We start from the raw sequence: 22,771 nt of genomic DNA, 5'->3' as shown, positions 1-22,771 counted from the left end.
TCGGGCATACTGAGGTGGATCGAGCGACGCCGAGGCGTCGGTGGAGCGTCAGCCGGGCGCCGTCCCCGACTGAGGGGTGTACGGGAACGTACTGGCACGAACGACGAGTTGGGGTTCGACCGTGGACGTCCCGGACGAGGTCCGGCCCTCGATGAGGTCCAGCAGCAGGGCGATGCTCCGCTGGCCCACCGTCGAGAAGTCCTGCCGGACGGTGGTGAGGGGCGGGGCGAAGAACTCCGACTCCGGGATGTCGTCGAAGCCGACCACCGCGACGTCCTGGGGGGTGCGCACCCCCGCCTCACGCAGGGCCCGCAACACCCCCAGCGCCATCTGGTCGTTGGCGACGAAGACGGCGGTCAGGCCCCGGCCCACCCAGCCCGCCAGTTCCTGACCGGCCCGGTAACCCGACAGCGGACTCCAGTCCCCGCGCAGCGGCATCGGCGGTTCGACACCGGCCTCTTCGAGGGTCTCCCGCCAGCCGACGGTGCGGTCCAGCGCCTCCTGCCAGGACTCGGGTCCGGCCAGGTGCCAGACCTTGCGGTGACCGGCGGCCAGCAGATGACCGGTGGCCAGCCGGGCGCCCAGATTCTGGTCGACGTTGACGCTGGGGATCTCGGCACCGGACCCGGTGCCCACGGCCACCACCGGGAAGGGGTGGCGGAGTTCGGCGAGGGCCTGGACGGCCGAGCGCTGCGGGGCGAGGGCGATCACCCCCTCCACCCCGCCCTCACTGAGCCGGTTCAGCGCCTCGGCGAGGGTCTCGACCGTCAGCTCACGCAGACTGACCGTGGAGACGAGATACCCCTGGGCACGCGCCGCCTCCTCCAACGCGAACAGGGTGCTGGCCGGCCCGTAGAGCGTGGTGCTGGAGGCGACCACACCGAGGGTCCGGGTGCGCCGGGTGGCGAGTGCCCGTGCGGAGAAGTTGCGGCGGTAGCCCATCTCCTCGATCGCGCGCAGCACCTTGGCCCGGGTCGCGTCCCGCACATTGGGGTGATCGTCCAGTACGCGGGAGACGGTCTGGTGGGACACACCGGCCAGGCGTGCCACGTCGGCCATGGTGGGCGGCCGCAACTGCGAGTGGGTCACGGCCGCACCTCCTTGGTGGTCGTCTGCCGATAAGACCTGTGCCGTGGGCGGACGAATCCGCTCGGCCGGCTTCACGCCGGGGTTCCGGAACGCCCCAGGACATGGGGCGGCAAGGCGAGTTGGCGCACTTCGGGCACGACGCTCGTACCTCCTTGGATGCCGCGGGGCGACGACTGGTGAGCGCGGACGTCATTGTGAGCGCTAACAATTCATGGCGGTCAAGAGGGCTGCGCCAGGTCCGTCATCACGGTTGAATAACGCGCCGGTCGCCGAGCGTCACGGAGGTGGCGCGTTCCGACGCGCACCCCGGCCGGGAGCACCCCCTTGGCCCGAACACGTTGACGCAGGCCGCCCCGCCGCCCTGAACCGGGGCGCCGCAAGGGCCGATTCACCCACCAGGACCGCGTCCCGACGGACAGGACCGCAGGAACGGACCACTGCCCGGACCACGCCTCCATGGCCGGAAAACGATCGCCGACACCCGCCCCGCGAGGGCCGCCCGCCCCGCCGGAACAGCCTGCTGTCCGCCATGGACGGGACCAACATCCGGGTCATCACGCGCACAATGAGAGCCACTTTTCGAGCTCCGAGCACCGGATATTTGTACCCATTTGTCACCATTTCCGCCGCCGGTCCGAAACCGCTACCCGTTCGCCCCATTGACACTCCGACCGGGTCGTCCCTACTGTCGCGACCAGAATTTCGAACGTCTTACGAGATTTCGAACAGTCGGACTCGAAGGGGACAGGGAGAATCGTGCGCATCACGGGAATCAGCACACACGTGGTAGGGACGCCGTGGCGGAACCTGACCTACGTGCAGGTGCACACCGACGAGGGACTCACCGGAGTCGGCGAGACCCGCATGCTGGGCCACACCGACGCGCTGCTCGGCTATCTGCACGAGGCGAAGACCAATCACATTCTCGGGTCGGACCCCTTCGCTGTCGAGGATCTGGCCCGCCGGATGAAGTACGGCGACTACGGCCGGGCCGGCGAGATCGTGATGTCCGGCATCGCCGTGATCGAGATGGCGTGCTGGGACATCAAGGGCAAGGCCCTCGGCGTCCCCGTCTGGCAGCTGCTCGGCGGCAAGGTCACCGACAAGGTCAAGGCGTACGCCAACGGCTGGTACACCACGGAGCGCACTCCCGAGGCCTACCACAAGGCGGCGCGGGGCGTCATGGAGCGCGGGTACCGGGCGCTCAAGATCGACCCCTTCGGCACCGGCCACTTCGAGCTGGACCACCAGGAGAGCCTGTACGCCGTCTCGCTGATCGAGGCCGTGCGCGACGCGATCGGGCCGGACGCCGAGCTGATGCTGGAGATGCACGGCCGGTTCTCGCCCTCCACCGCCGTCCGCCTCGCCAAGGACCTGGCCCCCTTCAAGCCCGCGTGGCTGGAGGAGCCGGTGCCGCCGGAGAACCTGAAGGCGCTGGAGAAGGTCGCCGCCAAGGTCGACATGCCGGTCGCCACGGGTGAGCGCATTCACGACCGCATCGAGTTCCGCGAGCTCTTCGAGAGCCAGGCCGTGGACATCATCCAGCCCGACGTCGGCCACATCGGCGGCATCTGGGAGACCCGCAAGCTCGCCGCCACCGCCGAGACCCACTACATGCTGGTCGCGCCGCACAACGTGGGCGGGCCGGTGCTGACCGCCGCCTCGCTCCAGGTCGGCTTCACCGCACCCAACTTCAAGATCCTCGAGCACTTCAACGACTTCGCGGACGCGGAGATCAAGAAGGTCATCAAGGGCGCCCCCCAGGTGAACCCCGAGGACGGCTGCTTCCACCTGTCCCACGAGCCCGGTCTCGGTGTCGAGCTGGACGTGGACGCGGCGGCGGAGTTCCCGCAGCAGCAGGCTCGCTTCGACCTGTGGGCCGAGGGCTGGGAGCAGCGCAAGCCCAAGGGGAACAAGTGAGCACCCGCCGGTCCGGCTCCAGGGGGCTGCGGTGAGCGCCGCCGTGGTGATCGAGGCTCCGGGCGAGCACCGGCTGGTGCCGCACGAGCCTCGGCAGCCGGAGGCCGGCGAGGCCCTGGTCCGGGTGCACGCCTCCGGGATCTGCGGCAGCGACCGCGAGGTCTTCCAGGGCAACCGGCCCGAGGGGTACGTCCGTTACCCCCTCACCCCGGGCCACGAGTGGTCCGGGACGGTGACCGCGGTCGGGGACGGCGTTCCCTCACGTCTCGTAGGCCGCAAGGTGGTCGGCGAAGGCTTCCGCAACTGCCAGGTGTGCGACCGCTGTCACGCGGGCGAGACCACGCTGTGCACCGCGGGGTACGAGGAGACCGGCTTCACCCAGCCGGGCGCGATGGCCACCACGCTGACACTCCCCGCCCGTCTGCTGCACGTCCTCCCGGACGACGCGGATCTGACGGCTGCGGCACTGCTGGAGCCGGCCGCGTGCATCGCGGCCGCCGCGCTCAAGGCGAGGGCCGTTCCCGGTGAGCGGGTCGCGGTCGTGGGCACCGGAACGCTGGGCATGTTCGCCGTTCAGTTCCTGAAGGCCGCCTCCCCGGCCGAGCTGCTCGTCGTGGGCACCCGCCCGGACCGGGCCGAGCTGTCCAAGCGGTTCGGCGCCACGGACTTCCGGACCAAGGACCAGGAGCTCCCCGGCGACTTCGACGTCGTCATCGAGACCGCCGGGTCCGCGGACGCGGCGCGCACCGCCGCCGCACTGCTGCGGCGGGGCGGGCGGCTGGTCCTGACGGGGATCCCGGCGCCGGGCGCGGACGGGCTCGACCCGACGGACCTCGTCGTACGCCAGCTGGAGGTGCACACCGTGTTCGGCGCGGCGCCGGACGCCTGGGCGCACACGGTGCGGGTCTTCGGGGCCGGGCTCCTCGATCCGCTGCCGCTGGTCACGCACGAGCTGCCGCTGGAGCAGTTCACGCAGGCCATCGAGCTGGTGGGGTCCGGCGACCCGACGGTCGGAAAGGTCCTGCTGCGGCCATGACCGCCCCCTGAGCCGTACGCCGGTACGGGGTACCTGACGACCCCGTACCGGCGTACATCCACAATCTTGTTGCACCCAGAACCGCGAACCTCGTCCGAAATATCGAACGTGAAGGACAGCCAGTGACCGACACCACCGCCCCGGCCCCGCGCCGACCCGGCGAACAGGCCCTTGCCTCGCTCGGCCTGGGCGCGCCCGCCCTCGACCCTTCCGACGCCTCCCCGCACTCCTTCCCCGGCGGTGGCCGCTGGCGCACCGAGGTGCCCTCCGTCGAGGGGCCCGAGGCGCTCGCCGTGGTCCTCAAGGAGTCCTCGCGCCTCGATGTGCCGATCCACCGGATCAGCCAGGGCAGCGGCATCTGGATGCTCACCGACGCCGAGATCACCGAGATGGTGGAGGCCACGGCCGAACGTGACATCGAGCTCTGCCTGTTCACCGGCCCGCGCGGCACCTGGGACATCGGCGGCTCCACCCGTACCGACTCCAAGGGCGCCGGCCTCAGGGCCCGCGGCCACGACGCGGTCGCCGGCTGCGTGGAGGACGCCGTACGCGCGACCGAGCTGGGCGTGAAGTGCCTGCTCGTCGCCGATGAGGGTGTGCTGTGGACGCTGCACCGGGCCCGCGTCGCCGGGATCCTGCCGGCCGACACGACCCTCAAGGTGTCGGCGCTGATCGGCCCGGTCAACCCGACCTCGTACGCCGTGTACGAGAACCTGGGCGGCGACTCGATCAACGTGCCCAGCGATCTGACACTGGATCACCTCACCGAGATCCGGCGGGTCTCCGCCGCCCCCATGGACATGTACATCGAGGCCCCCGACGACCTCGGCGGCTACATCCGGATGTACGAGGTCGCCGAGCTGATCCGGCGCGGCGCACCGCTCTACCTGAAGTTCGGCCTGTCGAAGGCCCCCGGGATCTACCCCTACGGGAACCACATGCGGGACCTCACGCTGTCCACGGCCAAGGAACGTGTACGGCGCGGCCGGCTGGCTCTGGACCTCCTCGCACGACACGGAGCGGACGGCGACATGGCGCCGCTCGGCTCGCGGCTGCCGGGTGACCTGAAGCGGTTCGGAAATCCCTCATAACGAACCGGCCAACTGTCTTCACAGAAGACGACGCAGTCACACAGAATCCCCCACATCTCCTCTGGCGTCCTTTCGGCTCATGAAGTGCCGTCCCCGCCAGAACGTTCCAGGCCTTCAAGACATCAAGGATGATGATCATGCGCACTCGCCGAGCCGCAATCGCCGCCATAGCCGGAGCCGCCTCCCTGGCCCTCACCCTGTCCGCCTGTGGCCAGAGCGGTGAGGGCGGCAGCAAGGAGGAGGCCGGGGACGCCAAGGGCGGGACCATCGGCATCTCGATGCCGACCAAGTCCTCCGAGCGCTGGATCGCCGACGGCAAGAACGTCGTCGCGGACCTGGAGTCCAAGGGCTACAAGACCACGCTGGTCTACGGCGAGGACGACCCGGACCAGCAGGTCTCGCAGATCGAGAACCTCATCACGCAGGGCGTGAAGGCGCTGATCGTCGCGGCCATCGACAACAAGTCGATGAACAACGTGCTCCAGCAGGCCAAGGACGCGAACATCCCGGTCATCTCCTACGACCGCCTGATCCTCGGTACGCCGAACGTCGACTACTACGCGTCGTTCGACAACGAGAAGGTCGGCGAGCTCCAGGCCAACTACATCGTCGAGAAGCTCGGCCTGAAGGACGGCTCCAAGAAGGGCCCCTTCAACATCGAGCTGTTCGCCGGCTCCAACGACGACAACAACACCCGCTACTTCTTCGGCGGGGCGATGACCGTCCTGCAGCCCTACATCGACAAGAAGCAGCTCGTCGTCCGCTCCGGCCAGACCGCGCTGAACCAGGTCACCACCCTGCGCTGGGACGGCGGCAAGGCCCAGAACCGCATGGACGAAATCCTGACCTCGGCCTACAAGAGCGAGCGTGTCGACGCGGTCCTCTCGCCGTACGACGGCATCTCCATCGGCATCCTCTCGGCGCTGCGGTCGGACGACTACGGCTCCAAGAGCAAGCCGTGGCCGATCGTCACCGGTCAGGACGCCGAGGTCGCCTCGGTGAAGTCGATCATCGCCGACGAGCAGTCGATGACCGTGTACAAGGACACCCGTGAACTCGCCAAGGTGGCCTCGAACATGGTCGACGCGGCGCTCAACGGCAAGAAGCCCGAGGTCAACGACACCAAGACCTACGACAACGGCTCCAAGGTCGTCCCCGCCTACCTGCTCACGCCGGTCAGCGTCGACAAGGCCAACTACCAGAAGGAGGTCGTCGACTCCGGCTACATCAAGGAAAGCGACCTCAAGTAACCGCCGGCACACTCTGATTGGAAGGCACGACCATGGCGGGACCCGTCCTGGAAATGCGCTCGATCGTCAAGACCTTTCCCGGCGTCAAGGCGCTGTCGGACGTCACGCTGACCGTCCAGCAGGGCGAGGTCCACGCCATCTGTGGGGAGAACGGCGCCGGTAAGTCGACCCTGATGAAGGTCCTCTCCGGCGTCCACCCGCACGGCACCTACGAGGGGGACATCCTCTTCGAGGGCGAAGTCTGCGAGTTCAAGGACATCCGGGCGAGCGAGCACCGCGGCATCGTCATCATCCACCAGGAACTGGCGCTGTCGCCGTTCCTCTCCCTCGCGGAGAACATCTTCCTCGGCAACGAGCACGCCAAGGGCGGGTTCATCGACTGGCGGGAGACCCTGCGGCACGGCACCGAGTTGCTGCGCCGGGTCGGGCTCAGTGACCACCCGGACACCCGCGTCGCCGACATCGGCGTGGGCAAGCAGCAGCTGGTGGAGATCGCGAAGGCGCTGTCGAAGAAGGTGAAGCTGCTCATCCTGGATGAGCCGACCGCGGCCCTGAACGACGAGGACAGCGGCAAACTCCTGGATCTCATCCTGGAGTTGAAGAAGCAGGGCATCACCTCGATCATCATCTCCCACAAGCTCAACGAGATCCGCAAGGTCGCCGACTCGGTGACGATCCTCCGCGACGGCAAGACCATCGAGACGCTCGATGTGAAGGCGCCGGAGACCACCGAGGACCGGATCATCAGCGGGATGGTCGGCCGGGACCTGGAGAACCGGTTCCCGGACCGCACCCCGCACGAGCCGGAGAAGGGCTCGGCCCCCGCGCTGGAGATCCGCAACTGGACCGTGCACCACCCGATCGACCAGCAGCGCAAGGTCGTCGACGATGTGTCCCTGTCCGTGCGGCGCGGCGAGATCGTCGGCATCGCGGGCCTGATGGGCGCCGGCCGCACCGAGCTCGCGATGAGCGTCTTCGGGCGGACCTACGGCCGTTACGCGCAGGGCACGGTCCTCAAGGACGGCAAGGAGATCCGTACGAAGACCGTCCCCGAGGCGGTCAAGCACGGCATCGCGTACGTCACCGAGGACCGCAAGCACTACGGCCTCAACCTCATCGACACCATCAACCGCAACATCTCGCTCAGCGCGCTGGGCAAGGTCGCCAAGCGGGGCGTGGTCGACGAGCACGAGGAGCGGCAGGTCGCCGAGGGCTTCCGCAAGTCCATGAACATCAAGGCGCCGACCGTCTTCGAACCGGTGGGCAAGCTGTCCGGCGGCAACCAGCAGAAAGTCGTCCTCAGCAAGTGGATCTTCGCGGGTCCGGACGTGCTGATCCTGGACGAGCCGACGCGCGGCATCGACGTCGGCGCCAAGTACGAGATCTACACGGTCATCGACCAGCTGGCCGCCCAGGGCAAGGCGGTCGTCTTCATCTCGTCCGAGCTGCCGGAACTGCTCGGCATGTGTGACCGCATCTACACGATGGCCGCGGGGCGGCTGACCGGTGAGTTCTCGCGGGCCGAGGCCTCGCAGGAATCGCTGATGCGTCAGATGACAAAGGACAAAGAGGTATCCCGATGAGCACGGATGTGACCGCCAAGACCCCGGCCCCCGCGCCGCCGGGCAAGAGCGGAGGGGCCGCGGGCGACGGTCTGCTCCAGCTGGTGATGGACGGCATGCGCCGCAACATGCGGCAGTACGGCATGCTGATCGCCCTCGGCCTGATCGTGGTGCTGTTCGCCGTGTGGACCGACGGCGACCTGCTGCTGCCGCGCAACGTCTCCAACCTGGTGCTGCAGAACAGCTACATCCTCATCCTCGCGATGGGCATGATGCTGGTGATCATCGCGGGCCACATCGACCTGTCGGTCGGTTCGCTGACGGCGTTCATCGGCTCGATGGCAGCCGTGTTCATGGTCAAGAACGATCTGCCATGGCCGGTCGCCGTGATTCTGTGCCTGGCGGTGGGCGCGATCGCGGGCGCGGTCCAAGGCTTCTTCATCGCATACGGCGGCATACCATCCTTCATCGTGACCCTCGCGGGCATGCTGATCTTCCGCGGTCTGACCGAGATCTTCCTCGAGGGCCAGACCCTCGGCCCGTTCCCGGAGGGCCTGCAGAAGGTCGCCAACGGCTTCCTGCCGGAGGTCGGTCCGAACACGAACTACCACAACCTCACACTGCTGCTCGGCTTCGGCATGATCGCGTTCGTGGTCTTCCAGGAGTTCCGTGACCGCCGCCGCCAGCAGGAGTTCCACCTCGACGTCCCGCCCTTCAACCTGTTCCTGCTGAAGCTGGTCGCGCTCGGCGCCGCCATCCTCACGCTGACGATGCTGCTGGCCAGCTACAAGGGCGCCCCGATCGTGCTGCTCATCCTGGGCGTGCTGCTCGTCGGCTTCGGCTACGTCATGCGCAACGCGATCATCGGCCGCCACATCTACGCCATCGGCGGCAACCTGCCCGCGGCCAAGCTGTCGGGTGTGAAGGACAAGAAGGTCACCTTCCTGATCTTCGTGAACATGGGCATGCTCGCGGCCCTGGCGGGTCTGGTCTTCGCCGCCCGCTTCAACGCGGCCTCCCCCAAGGCCGGCCTCAACTTCGAGCTGGAGGCGATCGCGGCCTCGTTCATCGGCGGCGCGTCGATGAGCGGCGGTGTCGGCACCGTCCTCGGCGCGATCATCGGTGGCCTGGTCCTCGGTGTGCTGAACAACGGCATGAACCTCGTCGGCATCGGCACCGACTGGCAGCAGGTCATCAAGGGCCTGGTGCTGCTGGCGGCGGTCGGGTTCGACGTGTGGAACAAGCGCAAGGTCGGTTCGTAGGTTTGCACCGAAGGGCCCCGCCGGAAGGCGGGGCCCTGTTCTTTTCAGCAACGGAGGCAACAAGCCGGTGAAGTCGCTCTTCGGCACCCTCGCCGACGGCACCGAGGTCCACAGCTGGTCGCTCGCCAACGGCGGCACGCGGATGAAGGTCCTCTCCTACGGCGGCATCGTGCAGTCCCTGGAGATCCCGGACGGCCTCGGCCAACTCGCCAACGTCTCCCTGGGCTTCGACACCATCGAGGACTACGTCGCCAAGAGCCCGTACTTCGGCGCCCTGATCGGCCGGTTCGGCAACCGCATCGGCGAGGGCCGGTTCACCCTCGACGGCGAGGCCTACGACGTCAACTCCAACGACGCCGTGAACAGCCTGCACGGCGGCGCCAAGGGCTTCGACAAGAAGGTCTGGGACATCGAGCCGTTCACCAAGGGCTCCGACGTCGGCCTGTACCTGTACTGCACCTCCGCCGACGGCGAGATGGGCTACCCGGGCACGCTCAAGGTGAAGGTGACGTACACCCTCACCAAGCACGGCGACTGGCGCATCGACTACGAGGCCACCACCGACAAGACCACCGTCGTCAACCTCACCAGCCACGTGTACTGGAACCTCGCCGGCGAGGGCAGCGGCACGATCGAGAACCACGAGCTCAAGATCGCCGCGTCCCGCTACACCCCCGTCGACTCGGGCCTCATCCCCACCGGTGAGCCGGCCCCCGTCGCGGGCACCCCCTTCGACTTCCGCCGCACCAAGGTGATCGGTGAGAATCTGCGCGAGGCGCACCAGCAACTGCTGTACGCCAAGGGCATCGACCACAACTGGGTGCTCGACAAGGGCATCTCGCCCAAGCCCGAGTGGATCGCCACGCTGAAGGACCCGTCCTCCGGGCGCACCCTGCGCATGGCGACCACCGAGCCCGGCCTGCAGTTCTACTCGGGCAACTTCCTCGACGGCACCCTGGTCGGCCCCTCCGGCCGCGCCTACCGGCAGGGCGACGCGCTGTGCCTGGAGACGCAGCACTTCCCGGACTCGCCGAACAGGCCGTCGTTCCCGTCGACGGTGCTGCGGCCGGGACAGACGTACCGGTCCACGACGATCCACTCGTTCAGCCGCTGACGTCTCCTCGAGGGCCCCATCTGACGGACCTTCACAGGTGGCACACAAGTTCTTACCGATTTCTCAGTGGTTGAACAGCGCCATCCCAGCCTCCGTATGTAAGAGCGGCCCGTGCTCCCCCGCGCGGGCCACCCAAGACGACGGGCCCGGTCTTCCCCGCCGGGCCCGCCCTCATACGGAGGTTCCATGGCCGACAACGTCACCTCGCTGTTCCGCAGTACCGCGGCACACAGCCCGTCGATGGCGGCGTTGACGCGGGAGGGCGGCGACGGGGCCGGTCCGGTCGACTTCTGCATCCCCTGCAACCCCTACTTCCCGACGCCGGAGATGTTCCAGGACATGGGGACGCGGCTGCGGGACATCATCACGTACTACCCGAGCAGCGCCGACACGATCACGGCCGAGCTGTGCAGCCTGCTCCAACTCCCGCCGCAGTGCGTGGCGATGGGCAACGGCTCCACGGAGCTGATCACCTGGATCGACCACCTCCTGGTCCGTGAGTCCCTCGCCATCCCCGTCCCCACCTTCGGCCGCTGGACCGACCAGCCGATGGAGACCGGCAAGCGGGTCGACATGTTCCCGCTGCAGGAGTCCAGCGGATTCGCCCTGGACCTCGCGCAGTACGCCGAGTTCATCCGGGCCAGGGGGACCCGGGTGGCGGTCATCTGCAACCCCAACAACCCCGACGGCGGCTACCTCCACAAGCATGCGCTCGTGCAGTTCATGGACGCGATGGCCGACCTCGACCTGGTCATCATCGACGAGTCGTTCCTGGAGTTCGCCGACGCCGAGCAGGAGCCGTCGGTGGTCCAGGAGGCGATGCTTCGCCCGAACGTCATCGTCCTGCGCTCCCTCGGCAAGAACTTCGGCCTGCACGGCATCCGCTTCGGCTACCTGGTCGCCAACCCGGCGCTCGCGGGCATGGTCCGCTCGATGCTGCCGAAGTGGAACCTCAACGCCTTCGCCGAGCACGTGGTGTTCATGCTCAAGAACCACGGCCCCGAGTACGCGCAGAGCCTGCACCAGGTACGCAAGGACCGCCTCGACATGGCCAGCCAGCTCGCCGCGCTGCCCGGCCTGACGGTCTACCCGTCCCAGGGCAACTTCCTCTTCGTGCGCCTCCCCGTGGGCGCGGAAGGCACCGTGGTCCGCGACCGGCTGCTCACCGAGCACCGGATCCTGGTCCGCGAGTGCGGCAACAAGATCGGTTCGTCCAGCCGCTTCCTGCGACTCGTGGTGCGCCCCCAGGTGGACGTGCGTCGCCTGGTGTCCGGCCTGGAGCAGGTGCTCTACGGGTCCAGGAGGGGAGCCGCCGTGCCCGAGCTGGGTACAGGGACCAACTACAGCTCGGGTACGGCGGCCGTGGACCGGTTGGTCAGCTCCACCAACGGATCGGGGATGCAGGGGCTTGCCGCGCAGGCCATGGCGGCCGGGATGCCCGCGGCGGCTCAGCCCGCCGGCATGCCGATGCCGATGCCGGCGCCGGCATCGGTGGCTCCGGCCCCGGCCCCCGTGCCGGTCCCTGCTCCCATGCCCGCCGCGCCCTCGCCGATGCCGTTCCCGTCGCCTGTGGCGCCGGCGGCCGCGGCTGCGGCTGCGCCGGCCGCTGCTGCCGCGATGGGCGGGCCCACCCCGCCGGGGGTCCCGGCTCGGGGTGGGCTTACGGCGGCGCAGGTGCGGGGGACGACCGGGCCGGGGCTTACTCCGGCCGCGGCCACCGGGTGGCCCAACAGTCAGAGTTGGCCCAATGCGGCGGGGATGGGGCAGGTCGGGTAGCGCCTGTTCGCCCCTGGCGGCACTGCGCTTACGCCGGATTCAGGCGCCACTGTTGGCAGTTGTTGTTCAACCACGCCCACTGACGTACGTCTGCCCCGTCCGCCGTCCCGCAGTTCGCCACGTCGGCAACCTTGCCCGTGGCCTGGTTGACGATCTGCACGTAGCCGCCGTCCGTGGCGATGAAACGGAAGCGCTGGCAGGTGTTGTTCAGCCAGGACCACTGGCGCAGGTCGGCGCCGTCGGCGGAGGAGCAGTTCTCGGTGTCGAGGACCTTGCCGGTGGCGACGTTGACCAGGCGGTGGGTGTCGTCGCCGAGGTCCTCCAGGCGCCACTTCTGGTTGTTGCCGCCGCTGCACGTCCACTGCTGGACGTTCGCCCCGTCGGCCGTCGAACTGCCCGCCACGTCGAGGCACTTGCCGCTGTTGCGGTTGCTGATGGTGTACGTCGTCGACGCGGACGACGGCTCACCGGAGGGGCCGGTCATGCTCGCGCCGAGCCGCACCGGGGTGCCGAAGTTCGGGGTGCCGTCGGAGTTCCAGGTGAACTTCTGCGCCCGTGTCGTACGGCCGTTGTCGCAGCCGTCGCTCGCACTGTCGTTGGCGTGGTAGACGATCCAGTTCTCGGTACCGTCGGGGGAAGTGAAGAAGCCGTTGTGGCCGGGCCCGTACACGCCGTTGGAGTCACTGCGCTGGAAGACCGGCGTGGACTTCTTGGTCCAGGAGGAGGCCGAGAGCGGGTCGGAGCCGGTGAGCGTCAGCTGGCCGAGCTTGTAGTCGGGTGTCCAGCAGCCGCTTCCCGAGTAGATGAGGAAGGTCTTGCCGCCCCGCTGGAGGATCTCCGGCCCCTCGTTGACCGTGCCGTTGCGCTCCCAGTCGTAGGTCGGCGTGGAGATGGTGGAGAAGCCGGTGGCGAGGGTGTACGGGTTCGACATCCGGGCCGCGACGATGTTCTGTGTGCCGCCGCCGATCGCGCTACCGAACAGGTACAGCTGGCCGTTGATGGTGGCCACGTTCGCGTCCAGCATCCAGGCGGAGTTGAGCTGGTTCTTGTAGGTGTACGGCCCCATGGGGTCGGACCCGGCGCTCTCCAGCACATGGGTGCGCTGGGTCGGGTTGTAGTCGGAGATGTTCTGCCCGGCGACGTAGTACAGGTACCAGCGGCCGTTGAGGAAGTGGATCTCCGGCGCCCAGATGTTGCAGCAGCGGCTCGCCGCGTCGCCCTTCCACACCTGCACGCTGGGCGCGGTGGCGAGGCCGGCGAGGGTGGCGGACTTGCGCATGGTGATGACGTCGGTCCAACTCGTCGTCACCATGTAGTAGTTGCCGTTGTGGTACGAGATCCAAGGGTCGGCGCCCTTCTGCGTCTTGACCGGGTTGGTGAAGGACGCCGCGCTGGCGGACGGTTGCCCGATCGAGAGGGCCAGCAGCAGCGCTGCCAGCAGGGTCAGTATGCGACGGGCCATCCGGTGCTCCAGTTCAGTAGGTTGATGCCCAGCTTGGGCGTGCCGTTGTCGTTGCCGTCGTAGTAGTGGTAGACGATCAGGTCCCCGTCGACGTCGTTCATGATCGACTGGCCGCCGGGGCCGATGACGCTGCCGTGCGACTCCAGGACCGGAGTCCCGCCGTTGTTCATCATCGAGACGCCGTTCTTGTCGACGTACGGCCCGGTGACGCTGGTGGACCGGCCGACCTTGACCTTGTAGGTGGAGCTGGTGCCGGCGCAGCAGGTGTCGTAGGAGGCGAAGAGGTAGTAGTAGCTGCCCCGCTTGACGATGTAGGGCGCCTCGACGGCCTTGGTGCCGGTCGGGCGGGAGGCGAGCGAGTAGCGGGTGGTGTTGCTCGACAGCTGCTTCCCGGTGGACGGGTTGATCTGGATCATCTTGATGCCGGTCCACCAACTGCCGAAGGACAGCCACCACTTGCCGTCGCTGTCGACGAAGAGGTTGGGGTCGATGGCGTTGTAGTCGCTGGAGGAGCTGGACGTGTAGACGACGCCGTAGTCGGTCCAGCTGCCCGGCCGGCCGGTCGTCGAGCCCGCGAGGCCGATGGCCGAGGTGTTCGAGCCGAACTTCGAGACGGAGTAGTACATCAGGTACTTGCCGCCCTGGTACGAGATGTCCGGCGCCCAGGCCTCCGGCACGGAGGAGTACGTCGACCACCAGCCGGGGCGGCTGCCGAAGGCGTCGGCGCCCGCGCTGAAGGCGGTGCGGTCGGACGACGTCTTGCTGGCGATGCCGCCGCCGGTGGCGTACAGCAGGTACTGGCCGGACGAGGTGCGGATCATCGTCGGGTCGTGGGTGACGACGGAACCGGTGACCCGGCCGGGGTTGGGGTAGGCCGACGCCGTGGAGGGGATCAGGGCGAGCAGGGCGGCGGCGGGGAGGGCGAAGAGGGCGGCTCGGCGGGAGGTGCCGGACCTACGGGACTTGCGGAGGGTGCGGGAGGTACGGGAGGTGCGGCTCACGTGGATCCTCCTTGCGGTGGGGGGAGTTCACATGACGTTCGACATTTCGACCATCGATCGCCACTTCGGACGGGACCGTAGAATCGAATCACTTGCGCGTCAACGGTCCGCGCAGACACAGGAAGTCGACAGCGTCGCAGGGGTTGTTCAGAGATCAAGCATTGGGCATAGTCCGTTCACCATCGCGGAGATCTCGTGAACGCCGCGCCACCTGGGATCCACAGGGAGAAACAGGCATGCCCAAGCTCAGACGCATAGTCATGACCGCCCTCGCCGCGTCCGCCCTCACCGTCGCCACGGCCGCCTCGGCCCACGCGGCCACCATCGACTACTACACGAACACGGCCAACGTCTGCGGTTCCGTCGGCTTCAGCAAGTACGGCGACGTCTTCCGGTTCCTCGACGTCTGCAGGGACTACAGGGGCGTGCGCGTGCAGGTCACGAACCCGACGACGGGAGTCCCGTCCACCAGCGACGCCAAGTGGAGCCACGACTACACCGGCGGATACACCGGCTACGACTGGGACAACGCCGGCACCTACAACACCGACATCAATGAGGACGCCTGCTTCTACTTCCGGGCGGGCCTTGTCGACAACGGCGACTACGTGGACGACTCGTACGGCAGCTGGCGCCTGGCCTGCGCCTCGAACTAGCGCTCCAGTGCGTTTTGAAGTTTGGTGATCGCGAAGTCGTGCCCCTGAAGGTTGAGCAAGCAGGCGCACACCCCTTGAGCTGCGCCGTTGTGCACGCTGCTGACCTGGCATGATGCCCCCCATGGAAACCGGGTTCCCGTGGGGGTCCACGCCGACCGTCGATCTCCGCCTGTGGCGCTCTGACGCCATCGTGCTGTTCGACTGGCTGATGAGCACCGACCTGGACACCGTGCCAATCACCCACCCGGCTCAGAAGCAGGCTCTCGCAGACCTTCTGGCACGTTTGGAAGAGGTGGACGTCATCGAGTCCACCGAGGAAGAGATCGCCGCAGCCCAGGAAGAGGTGGCCAAGGACATGGACGGGTAGGGCACCTGGAGCGATCAAACTTGGATGGCACGAGCTCATCGTTCGCTGTCACAGGACACGGGCCGGCCCACCACAAGATCGCGAAAGCAGACTGGAGCACCAGGGCGTGTATCGAAAGTGGATCTTGAGCATGCGACGATTTTGATTCGTGGGGCGACGAGATCTGACGGATGCGCAGTGGGCGGCGCTGGAGCCGCTGTTGCCGAAGGGCAAGAAGCCGGGCCGGTCGGCGATATGGACCCGGCGACGACTGATCGACGGCACACGGTGGCGGACCCGAACCGGGACGCCGTGGCGGGATGTTCCGGAGCGGTACGGGCCCTGGGGCGGGCGTACGACCGGTTTCGCTGCTGGCAGCGAGACGGTATCTGGCAGCGGATCTTCACCGAGCTGCAGGCCCGGGCCGACGCCCAGGACCTGATCACCTGGGACCTCAACGTCGACTCCACCATCGTCCGGGCCGCCCACCGGCACGCGGCCGGGGCAAGGAAAAGGGGGACCTGCAAAAGGAACCGCCCGGCGGCCTCGTCATCGAGCCGGACGACCATGGGCTCAGGCGCTCCCGCGGCGGCCTGACCACCAAGCTACACCTGGCCGCCGAGCAGGGGCAGAAGCCCATGTCCATCGTGGTCACAGCCGGACAGCGCGGCGGCTCACCGCAGTTCGAGCCCGTCCTGGACAAGGTCCGCGTGCCCCGCATGGGGCCGGGCAGGCCGCGCACTCGGCCCGATCGAGTGCGCCCCGACAAAAGCGTACGCTTCCGGAAAAACCGCGCCGCGCTTACCTACGCAGACGTAAAATCCGCTGCACCATCCCAGACGAGGCCGACCAGGCCCGCAACCGAGAGAAGCTCGGCTCCCGCGGCGGCCGTCCACCGAAGTTCGACCCAGAGGACTACAAGGCCCGGCACGCCGTCGAGTGCGGCATCAACCGGCTGAAGCGGCACCGGGCCGTCGCCACGCGATACGACAAACTTGCTGTCCGCTACGACTCGACATTGCTGGTCGCCGCCATCAACGAATGGCTGTGACCGGCACGCGACCACGTCTCAAGCCCACACTGTCCTGACCACGGCGTGGCCTGCTTCAGCCGCCCGCCCATAGAACCCTTGGAGGCCCCTGTGATAGTCGAGGAACTCCTGCCTGACCTGTGCCTCGTCCCAGCCGCCCCAGACGAACTTGGCACCGGCGACGTTCCACAGCTCGTCGAACGAGACACGTGCGAGGAAGCCTGCGGCCTGTGACACCCCAGGCGGCTCCAGAATCCCCAGGGGCGGGTTGGAGGGGTCGGCATCGGCGCTGTGTGCCACTGGCCGCCCGCCGTAAATCGGCAGCTCCCAAGAGTCGTCGGCATCCCCATCGAGGACATCGGCAGCGGCATAGAGGTCATTGACGGAGCCCCAGACCTTGTCGATCGACTCGGCGATGCCCGCTGCGTACTCGTCGGGATGGTTCTCCCAAGCCTCCCGCATGAACGCCGCAAGCCAGGTGTGGTCGTCCCGGATCTCGGATTCCGCGACGGCGCGCATGTGCATGTGCATGCTCACGGCGACGAGTCCTCCCAGTTCGGCGGCCCGCCTGTCGGGCCGAACGGAGAGAACCTACTCGACGGCACTGACGGCGCAATGCCCGTCTCTTGACGCTGGGATGCCCGGCTCTGCCAGGACGCCCTCCGACACCGAGCGCCGCGTGTCGTCGAGATCGACCGCTGCGGACAGGTACCCATCCGTACGGACGTTCGCAACAGGCCCTAGCCCGGCGAGCGGCGTCCGACGAGTGACAGCCACCCATGGCAGGTCCACTTCCGCACGGACGGTCTTGCCGGGTGGCTCGCGGTCCAGCACTCCGGCAGCGGGTTCTGTACGGGTGTCGCCGGCGTGCGCAGTCCGCGGCTCCAAGGTCCGCGCACGAACGCCAGTTGGCGCTTTCAATGGAAGCCTGGGCGGTGTTTTTCTCTCACTGCGGGAAGAGCTAAAAGAAATCGGGCCCTGGAATCAAATGATCCAGGGCCCGTCGCACATATTTCGTCAGTGACCGGCAGCGTGCGCGTGCACGCCCAGCGCGACGCCCTCGGGCGAGACCGCGGCAAAGACGTCGGCGCAGGCGACGGCGGACACGGTCTCGGAGAGACCGGCGACACCACCGGAGAGGGTGCCCGCGAGACCGGCGGAGGCGGCGGCGCCCGCCTGGCCACCGGAGATGTTGTCCAGGGCGGCGTCGGCGATCTCGGCCGTTTCAACCTGAGAGGTGAAGCTCATAACCTGCGGTTCCCTTCGCGTGAACATGCTGCAAAATACGGCGGTGGCTGACCGATTCCCGGACCGGAATCCATTCCCGGCGCCTCCATCCGTGCGCAGGATCAAAGCACGCCGAAGAGGAGACGGCCAGCCGCGTCGGGGCGGTGCACGACGTATTCCGACGACCGGCTTCACCGCTATGACCGCAGGGTCACCGAATACGCCAACTTCTTCACGGGACCTGCCGCCTTACTGCGTACCTGACTGTTGCGGCCCGGTTTCCAAGGCGGACACTTCGGCGACAAGACGGCGCGCGGCGACAGGGATGTGGTGGATGGCCAGGCCCGGCATGAACTTCTGGCGCGCTGGTGTGGACGTTTGCCGGAGGTTCGGGCCCCGCGCCTGAAACTGTCAGGGCTACTCGGCCAGATGCCGGTGCATCCTGCTCCAGTTGATCCTGTTGTCGAGTTCGGTCAGGAGCCCGTCAGCAGCCCAGGTGGCCTGCGGCTCGTGCCCCTGCTCGGCCAGCCGACGCACGAGGTCGGCGTTGTCCTGCTGTCTGGCGATGACGGCGTCGACGATCCCCACGGTCGAGTCGAGGCCGTACGCGCTGCAGAAGTCCTCCAGTCGCGAACGGCGGTCGGGCGGCGCCGGGTAGTGCAGCCAGCGCAGACACTCGGCATCGTCGCGGAAGGGGGCGACGTACTCCAGCGCGTAGGCCACATCGTGCAAGCGGGGTGCCGGGCGGGCGAAATCCCAGTCGATGATTCCCACCGGCCGATTACCCTGCCAGACGACGTTCCACGGGCCGAAGTCCCCATGGCAGACAACCTCGTCGTCCCCTGGGCTGTCAGATTCCGTGGACCATGTCGCGCCCGGCGGAGGTGAAAAGCCCCTGCAGGCATCGTGGTAGTCGCGCAACAGCCGGGCGAAGTTCCTCAGACCTTGGCCGTCCACGACCTTGGCCCAGCCCGACGGGCCGGATTCACCCTCGATGAAGGTGAGGACCTCACGTCCCTCGTCGTCGATTCCCAGCGGCCGCGGCGCATAGGCGAAACCGACCTTCGCAAGGTGCCGCAGCAACGCATGGACGGTGGGCGTCCACGGCTGGACGGGCCTGCGGACGGTGTCACCGATCCGCACCACCCGACGATGAGCTCCGTCCTGCATCACTTCATCGGTCGACACGCGGTTCACGCTACCCAGCCCGCGCCGTCATCAGTTCATGCCGAACACCCTGACCAAGGAGCCGTACGCCCGTCCAGCAACGCGAGCCCCAGCGGCGTCACGGAATGCAGCACGGCCTTCCCCGCCCTGCACGTGCTCACCAGCCCCGCCTTCCGCAGGATGCCGACATGGTGGCTGGCCGTGGCGGGGGCGATGCCCGCGTCGTGGGCGAGTTCGGTGGTCGTCACGCCGTGGTCCGCGACCGATTCGAGGATCCCGGCGCGGGTGCGCCCGAGGAGGGCGTTGAGGGAACGCAGCCCCGGTGTGCCGCCGCTCAGGACCGTCTCGTGGGTCATCGGGTAGACCACGACGCACGGCAGCGCCGGGTCCTTGAGCAGCGTCGGCTTGCGCCGGCAGAAGTACGACGGGAGGACCAGCAGTCCGCGTCCGTCGAGGCGTACGTCACGGTCCGCGCCCAGCCCCGTCAGCTCCAGGACCGGAGGCCGCCAGACGAGGCCGGGGTGGAGCGTGCTCAGCAGGCCGCCGAGGTCGCCGTCCGCCAAGTACCGGCTGTGGGCCGCGCGTTCGGCGTCGAAGCGGGTGCGGACGCGACCCCACCACGGCGCCAGCGCGGTCGCGAAGTACTCCCGGAACGTGCGCGCGAGGTGGGCGACCGCCTCCTTGTCACCGTCGGCCAGCGGCCTCGCCCAGGGCGGCAGTCGTCGGCCGGCGCGGGACAGTTCCACCAGGTCGTGCCGGAGCCGCTGCCGTGGCGTGGACAGCAGGGCGCCGACCCCCGCGTCCAGGCCGCCGGTGCCGGCCGCCGGGGTGAGGAAGTCCGCCGAGTAGCCGACCGGCGGGGCCAGGCGGAGCAACGGCCGTACCTCCGCGGGTAAGTCGTGACGCACCCGCCGTCGCCAGCCGCCGAAGGCGGCGGAGCCGTCGCCCGTCTGGAGCATGTGCATGCTGAGCAGCGCCTCCCACATGGGATCGGGGGCCGGTGCCAGCCGGATGTGTGCGAGGTCATCATCGGTGAAGTGAATGCGTACCGCCATGTGAGCCATCCCCGTTCGGCGCATCGTGCGTCCCATGCTCCGACGGTCCTCGGCTCTTGCCATCCTCAGAAGTCATGGGGCGCCACACCCCGGCCTCGCTCCGGTCCCCCCGCATGCCGAAGCCCCGCCGCATGTGTTCGCACACATACGGCGGGGCGCTCCTCCGGCAGGACCGGTCAGCAGGGCTCGACGGAACTCACCTGGTCACGGACCGGCGATCCCAGGTCCAGTGCCTGCCCGTCCAGGATCACCTGGATCTCGTTCTCGTAGTCCGCGTCCCGGTACAGGCACCAGTCGTCGCCGGAGATGTTCTTCACCGACCACACGTGGTCGTTGAGGCCGCCCGGCAGCTGGCCCAGGTTGGACGCGCCGTCCGACAGCGAGTAGTGCGCGCCGCCGCCCTGCGCGTCGTGGTAGATGCAGAACTCCGACGGGTCGCAGGGCCAGGTGGCCGGGTCGCCGGCCGCCTGCGCGGACGTGGGAATCGCCAGCATGGCGGCGCTGCCGACGAGGGCTGCCAGACCGAGGGAGAGACGGTGCTTGCGAGTGGAGCGCATGAACATGAGGTGCTTCCTTTCCCCGTTGTCGTGCGTACGACGACCAGCCTGCGGTCCGCACCTCAACCCCCGCACCCGCCTTCGATCTGGATCGAATTGATTCCAAGTTGCTTGTCGCGCATGGAACTTGACGGATGTTCACTTTGCTCAACTGACAGCTCATCAACAGCATCCGTTGCCTACGGTGCCGTGCTCATGACAGACACTTCGCAGGCAACCCCCACCACGATCGGACGCCGCACCGTACTGATCGCCACCGGCGCCACGGCCGCCTCCCTGGCCGTCGCCGCCGCGGCCGTCTTCACCCTCACCAAGGAGATGACCGAAGGCCCCTACTACCTCGACGGACAGCTCGTCCGCGCCGACATCGGCGAGGACAAGACAGGCTTCCCGCTGCAGCTGACCCTCACCGTCGTCGACGACGACACCTGCGCTCCCCTCGGCAACGCCCTCGTCGAGCTCTGGCGGCGACGCCCTCGGCGAGTACTCCGGCTTCGTCGGCAACAACGGCCACGACGAGCCCGACAACGGCACCTTCCTGCGCGGCGGCACCCTCACCGACGCCGACGGGGTCGCCAGGATCACCACCGTCTATCCGGGCTGGTACAGAGGCCGCTGCGTCCACATCCACGTCAAGGTGCACAGGGACGTCACCCTCACCTCCGACGGCTCCTTCACGGGCGGCCAGGAACTCCACACCGGGCAGCTCTTCTTCGACGAGGCGACCACGACGAGCGTCGGCGCGCTGTCGCCGTACTCGGCCAACACGGTCACCCGCACCACCCTCGCCCAGGACTCCATCTACGACGACGGAGGCGCCGCGTCCGGCCTCCTGACCCTGACGGCCCTGGGCGGTTCGCCGTCGGCGGGATACACGGGGACGCTGACGCTGGGGGTCGAGAGCAGCTGACGTACCCCCAGCGTCAGTTCACCGGGCGTACCCGGGGTCCGCTCAGGACTCCGGGCACTCCTTCCATGCCAGGTGGTACACCGTGCTGATGTCCCCGTCCGTCGAGTCCATCGTCATGAAGCTGACCTTGTCCGGCGAGGACGTGCCGGCGTTGACCCGCAGCTCGGTGTTGATGTTGAAGTTGCGCTGGACTCCGCAGGGTGCCCAGACCAGCTGGGCCCAGTCGGTGCTGTCGGTGGCCTGCCAGTTGTCGTTGAGGGGGCCACTGTAGGAGTGGTTGCGGAACTGGGTGTTCGGCGAGCCCTGGAAGTAGTACGAGGCCCGCTGGATGGCGCTCGCGCCGGGCTGGAGGGCGGCGAAGCCGCGGTAGTCGGCGCTGGCGATGGCGTAGGTGAAGCCCTGCGGGACGTGCACGACCAGGTTGAGCTGGCAGTTCTTGCGGAACGCCGTGGGATCGGAGTTGCCGCCGACCTGGGCGAGGTAGTCGCTGTAGGTGACGGTGAAGGCGGTGTTGTCCTCGGAGACGGCGACGGCGGTGGTGCCCTGGGGGCAGCCGGAGCCGTTCACCGTGGCGACCTTGATGACGATCTTGTCCGGCGGCGGGTCCTCGAACGCGGGGGACGCCTGCGCGGGCAACGCCGTGGTGAGCAGGGCGGCCAGCGCGCCTCCGCTCAGCAGGTATCTCAGGAGTCCACGTGCCATGGAGCTCTCCTTGGGGTCGGGGGGTGGCTACGCCCCCGACCCGTGCAGCCCTGTTGAAGCTTTGAAGAAACGGTGATGTTTCTGTGAAGGCCGGAGGCGTACGAATCGTAGGAGTCGCACGTGCGGTCGACAGGGGCCAACTCCAGCCATTTACCGCACAGTTGAGTGACGCACCCTCAGGTCATTCACAGCCGCACAGGGCAACAGTCAGGCACACACAGGCGCGACCCGATCCCCGGGGCCCTACGTCTCGCGCGCGGTGCACGTCCATATGCGGGTGCACACGGCTGTGACGTTCACCGGCGACTCGTACACAGGCGGCGAGACCATTCACACCGGGCGGCTGTTCTTCGACCCGGACATCGGCACGGAGATCCGGGCGACCTCGCCGTATTCCGAAAACACCACGCGGGAGACGCTGCCGGCGGACGACGGCATCTTCGACGACGGTGGCCCGTCCTCCGGGCCGCCGACCCTGACCGCGCTCGGTGACGGCGCCCCGGACGGCTACAAGGCGACCTTGACAGCGGGCGTCGGCACCGTCTGACAGCCGATCGG

At 68.0% G+C, this 22,771-nt stretch carries 20 protein-coding genes and 2 pseudogenes; 13 read left to right on the top strand and 9 right to left on the bottom strand.

Going from position 1 to position 22,771, the window contains the following annotated elements; all coding sequences use genetic code 11:
• Window positions 1-48: 48 nt before the first annotated feature.
• Window positions 49-1,089, bottom strand: coding sequence for a LacI family DNA-binding transcriptional regulator (locus ACIREI_RS31385; protein WP_403339888.1), 1,041 nt, complete (start codon window positions 1,087-1,089; stop codon window positions 49-51).
• Between the two features lie 756 nt (window positions 1,090-1,845).
• Between ACIREI_RS31385 and ACIREI_RS31380 the strand changes: the two genes are divergently transcribed.
• From ACIREI_RS31380 to ACIREI_RS31345, 8 genes are all read left to right on the top strand, one after another.
• Entirely contained in the window at window positions 1,846-3,009 is a 1,164-nt protein-coding gene (locus ACIREI_RS31380) for a mandelate racemase/muconate lactonizing enzyme family protein (RefSeq protein WP_403339885.1), read from the top strand.
• 31 nt (window positions 3,010-3,040) lie between these two features.
• Entirely contained in the window at window positions 3,041-4,045 is a 1,005-nt protein-coding gene (locus tag ACIREI_RS31375; protein ID WP_403339883.1) for a zinc-binding dehydrogenase, read from the top strand.
• Window positions 4,046-4,167: 122 nt separating this feature from the next.
• Window positions 4,168-5,136 (top strand): hypothetical protein, encoded by a 969-nt coding sequence (locus tag ACIREI_RS31370; RefSeq protein WP_403339880.1) that lies wholly within the window; start codon window positions 4,168-4,170, stop codon window positions 5,134-5,136.
• Window positions 5,137-5,273: 137 nt separating this feature from the next.
• Window positions 5,274-6,386, top strand: a complete 1,113-nt coding sequence (chvE, locus tag ACIREI_RS31365) for a multiple monosaccharide ABC transporter substrate-binding protein (RefSeq protein ID WP_403339878.1) — start codon at window positions 5,274-5,276, stop codon at window positions 6,384-6,386.
• A gap of 32 nt (window positions 6,387-6,418) precedes the next feature.
• Window positions 6,419-7,969: a multiple monosaccharide ABC transporter ATP-binding protein gene (gene mmsA / locus ACIREI_RS31360; RefSeq protein WP_403339876.1), complete on the top strand. Its 1,551-nt coding sequence runs from the start codon at window positions 6,419-6,421 to the stop codon at window positions 7,967-7,969.
• Window positions 7,966-9,210, top strand: a complete 1,245-nt coding sequence (mmsB, locus tag ACIREI_RS31355; RefSeq protein ID WP_403339873.1) for a multiple monosaccharide ABC transporter permease — start codon at window positions 7,966-7,968, stop codon at window positions 9,208-9,210. Before mmsA ends, mmsB begins: the two co-directional genes overlap by 4 nt.
• 67 nt (window positions 9,211-9,277) lie before the next feature.
• Entirely contained in the window at window positions 9,278-10,324 is a 1,047-nt protein-coding gene (locus ACIREI_RS31350) for an aldose epimerase family protein (RefSeq protein ID WP_403339870.1), read from the top strand.
• Between the two features lie 186 nt (window positions 10,325-10,510).
• Window positions 10,511-12,100, top strand: coding sequence for a pyridoxal phosphate-dependent aminotransferase (locus ACIREI_RS31345; protein ID WP_403339867.1), 1,590 nt, complete (start codon window positions 10,511-10,513; stop codon window positions 12,098-12,100).
• 28 nt (window positions 12,101-12,128) lie between these two features.
• Here the strand turns inward: ACIREI_RS31345 and ACIREI_RS31340 are convergent, their stop codons facing one another.
• Both ACIREI_RS31340 and ACIREI_RS31335 read right to left on the bottom strand, forming a co-directional pair.
• Entirely contained in the window at window positions 12,129-13,562 is a 1,434-nt protein-coding gene (locus ACIREI_RS31340; RefSeq protein WP_403339864.1) for a family 43 glycosylhydrolase, read from the bottom strand.
• Entirely contained in the window at window positions 13,544-14,563 is a 1,020-nt protein-coding gene (locus ACIREI_RS31335) for an arabinan endo-1,5-alpha-L-arabinosidase (RefSeq protein ID WP_403339861.1), read from the bottom strand. Before ACIREI_RS31335 ends, ACIREI_RS31340 begins: the two co-directional genes overlap by 19 nt.
• 236 nt (window positions 14,564-14,799) lie before the next feature.
• Between ACIREI_RS31335 and ACIREI_RS31330 the strand changes: the two genes are divergently transcribed.
• From ACIREI_RS31330 to ACIREI_RS31320, 3 genes and pseudogenes are all read left to right on the top strand, one after another.
• Window positions 14,800-15,219: a hypothetical protein gene (locus tag ACIREI_RS31330; protein WP_403339858.1), complete on the top strand. Its 420-nt coding sequence runs from the start codon at window positions 14,800-14,802 to the stop codon at window positions 15,217-15,219.
• Between the two features lie 121 nt (window positions 15,220-15,340).
• Window positions 15,341-15,586, top strand: coding sequence for a hypothetical protein (locus ACIREI_RS31325; protein WP_403339855.1), 246 nt, complete (start codon window positions 15,341-15,343; stop codon window positions 15,584-15,586).
• A gap of 148 nt (window positions 15,587-15,734) precedes the next feature.
• A pseudogene (locus tag ACIREI_RS31320) lies at window positions 15,735-16,616 on the top strand (IS5 family transposase).
• Between the two features lie 18 nt (window positions 16,617-16,634).
• Here ACIREI_RS31320 and ACIREI_RS31315 read toward each other — a convergent pair.
• The 5 genes from ACIREI_RS31315 to ACIREI_RS31295 all read right to left on the bottom strand — a co-directional run bounded on the left by ACIREI_RS31315 (window position 16,635) and on the right by ACIREI_RS31295 (window position 20,601).
• Window positions 16,635-17,126, bottom strand: coding sequence for a DUF1877 family protein (locus ACIREI_RS31315; RefSeq protein WP_403340049.1), 492 nt, complete (start codon window positions 17,124-17,126; stop codon window positions 16,635-16,637).
• Window positions 17,127-17,612: 486 nt separating this feature from the next.
• Window positions 17,613-17,843 (bottom strand): hypothetical protein, encoded by a 231-nt coding sequence (locus ACIREI_RS31310; RefSeq protein WP_403339852.1) that lies wholly within the window; start codon window positions 17,841-17,843, stop codon window positions 17,613-17,615.
• A 396-nt stretch (window positions 17,844-18,239) separates the two neighbouring features.
• Window positions 18,240-19,010, bottom strand: coding sequence for an aminoglycoside phosphotransferase family protein (locus ACIREI_RS31305; RefSeq protein ID WP_403339849.1), 771 nt, complete (start codon window positions 19,008-19,010; stop codon window positions 18,240-18,242).
• Between the two features lie 35 nt (window positions 19,011-19,045).
• Complete coding sequence (locus ACIREI_RS31300) at window positions 19,046-20,044, bottom strand: winged helix-turn-helix domain-containing protein (protein WP_403339847.1); 999 nt, start codon at window positions 20,042-20,044, stop codon at window positions 19,046-19,048.
• A 176-nt stretch (window positions 20,045-20,220) separates the two neighbouring features.
• A complete protein-coding gene (locus ACIREI_RS31295; protein ID WP_403339844.1) occupies window positions 20,221-20,601 on the bottom strand; it encodes a peptidase inhibitor family I36 protein in 381 nt (126 codons plus the stop codon).
• A gap of 195 nt (window positions 20,602-20,796) precedes the next feature.
• Here ACIREI_RS31295 and ACIREI_RS31290 point away from each other — a divergent pair.
• Window positions 20,797-21,511, top strand: a pseudogene (locus ACIREI_RS31290) (intradiol ring-cleavage dioxygenase).
• A gap of 42 nt (window positions 21,512-21,553) precedes the next feature.
• Here the strand turns inward: ACIREI_RS31290 and ACIREI_RS31285 are convergent.
• Window positions 21,554-22,213: a DUF4360 domain-containing protein gene (locus ACIREI_RS31285; protein WP_403339841.1), complete on the bottom strand. Its 660-nt coding sequence runs from the start codon at window positions 22,211-22,213 to the stop codon at window positions 21,554-21,556.
• A gap of 277 nt (window positions 22,214-22,490) precedes the next feature.
• Between ACIREI_RS31285 and ACIREI_RS31280 the strand changes: the two genes are divergently transcribed.
• On the top strand, window positions 22,491-22,760 hold the full coding sequence (locus ACIREI_RS31280) for a hypothetical protein (RefSeq protein ID WP_403339839.1): 270 nt from the start codon (window positions 22,491-22,493) through the stop codon (window positions 22,758-22,760).
• Window positions 22,761-22,771: the final 11 nt, after the last annotated feature.

The organism is Streptomyces sp. NPDC093591, from assembly GCF_044764885.1.
Taxonomy (GTDB): Bacteria; Actinomycetota; Actinomycetes; order Streptomycetales; family Streptomycetaceae; genus Streptomyces.
This window is presented reverse-complemented; position numbering and strand designations above follow the sequence as displayed.

Coding starts and splice junctions, on each gene's coding strand:
- ACIREI_RS31340 (WP_403339864.1), bottom strand. CDS start 13,562: ATGGCCCGTCGCATACTGACCCTGCTGGCAGCGCTGCTGCTGGCCCTC.
- ACIREI_RS31315 (WP_403340049.1), bottom strand. CDS start 17,126: ATGCACATGCACATGCGCGCCGTCGCGGAATCCGAGATCCGGGACGAC.
- mmsA (WP_403339876.1), top strand. CDS start 6,419: ATGGCGGGACCCGTCCTGGAAATGCGCTCGATCGTCAAGACCTTTCCC.
- ACIREI_RS31295 (WP_403339844.1), bottom strand. CDS start 20,601: ATGCGCTCCACTCGCAAGCACCGTCTCTCCCTCGGTCTGGCAGCCCTC.
- mmsB (WP_403339873.1), top strand. CDS start 7,966: ATGAGCACGGATGTGACCGCCAAGACCCCGGCCCCCGCGCCGCCGGGC.
- ACIREI_RS31310 (WP_403339852.1), bottom strand. CDS start 17,843: ATGAGCTTCACCTCTCAGGTTGAAACGGCCGAGATCGCCGACGCCGCC.
- ACIREI_RS31300 (WP_403339847.1), bottom strand. CDS start 20,044: ATGGCGGTACGCATTCACTTCACCGATGATGACCTCGCACACATCCGG.
- ACIREI_RS31345 (WP_403339867.1), top strand. CDS start 10,511: ATGGCCGACAACGTCACCTCGCTGTTCCGCAGTACCGCGGCACACAGC.
- ACIREI_RS31330 (WP_403339858.1), top strand. CDS start 14,800: ATGCCCAAGCTCAGACGCATAGTCATGACCGCCCTCGCCGCGTCCGCC.
- ACIREI_RS31285 (WP_403339841.1), bottom strand. CDS start 22,213: ATGGCACGTGGACTCCTGAGATACCTGCTGAGCGGAGGCGCGCTGGCC.
- chvE (WP_403339878.1), top strand. CDS start 5,274: ATGCGCACTCGCCGAGCCGCAATCGCCGCCATAGCCGGAGCCGCCTCC.
- ACIREI_RS31325 (WP_403339855.1), top strand. CDS start 15,341: ATGGAAACCGGGTTCCCGTGGGGGTCCACGCCGACCGTCGATCTCCGC.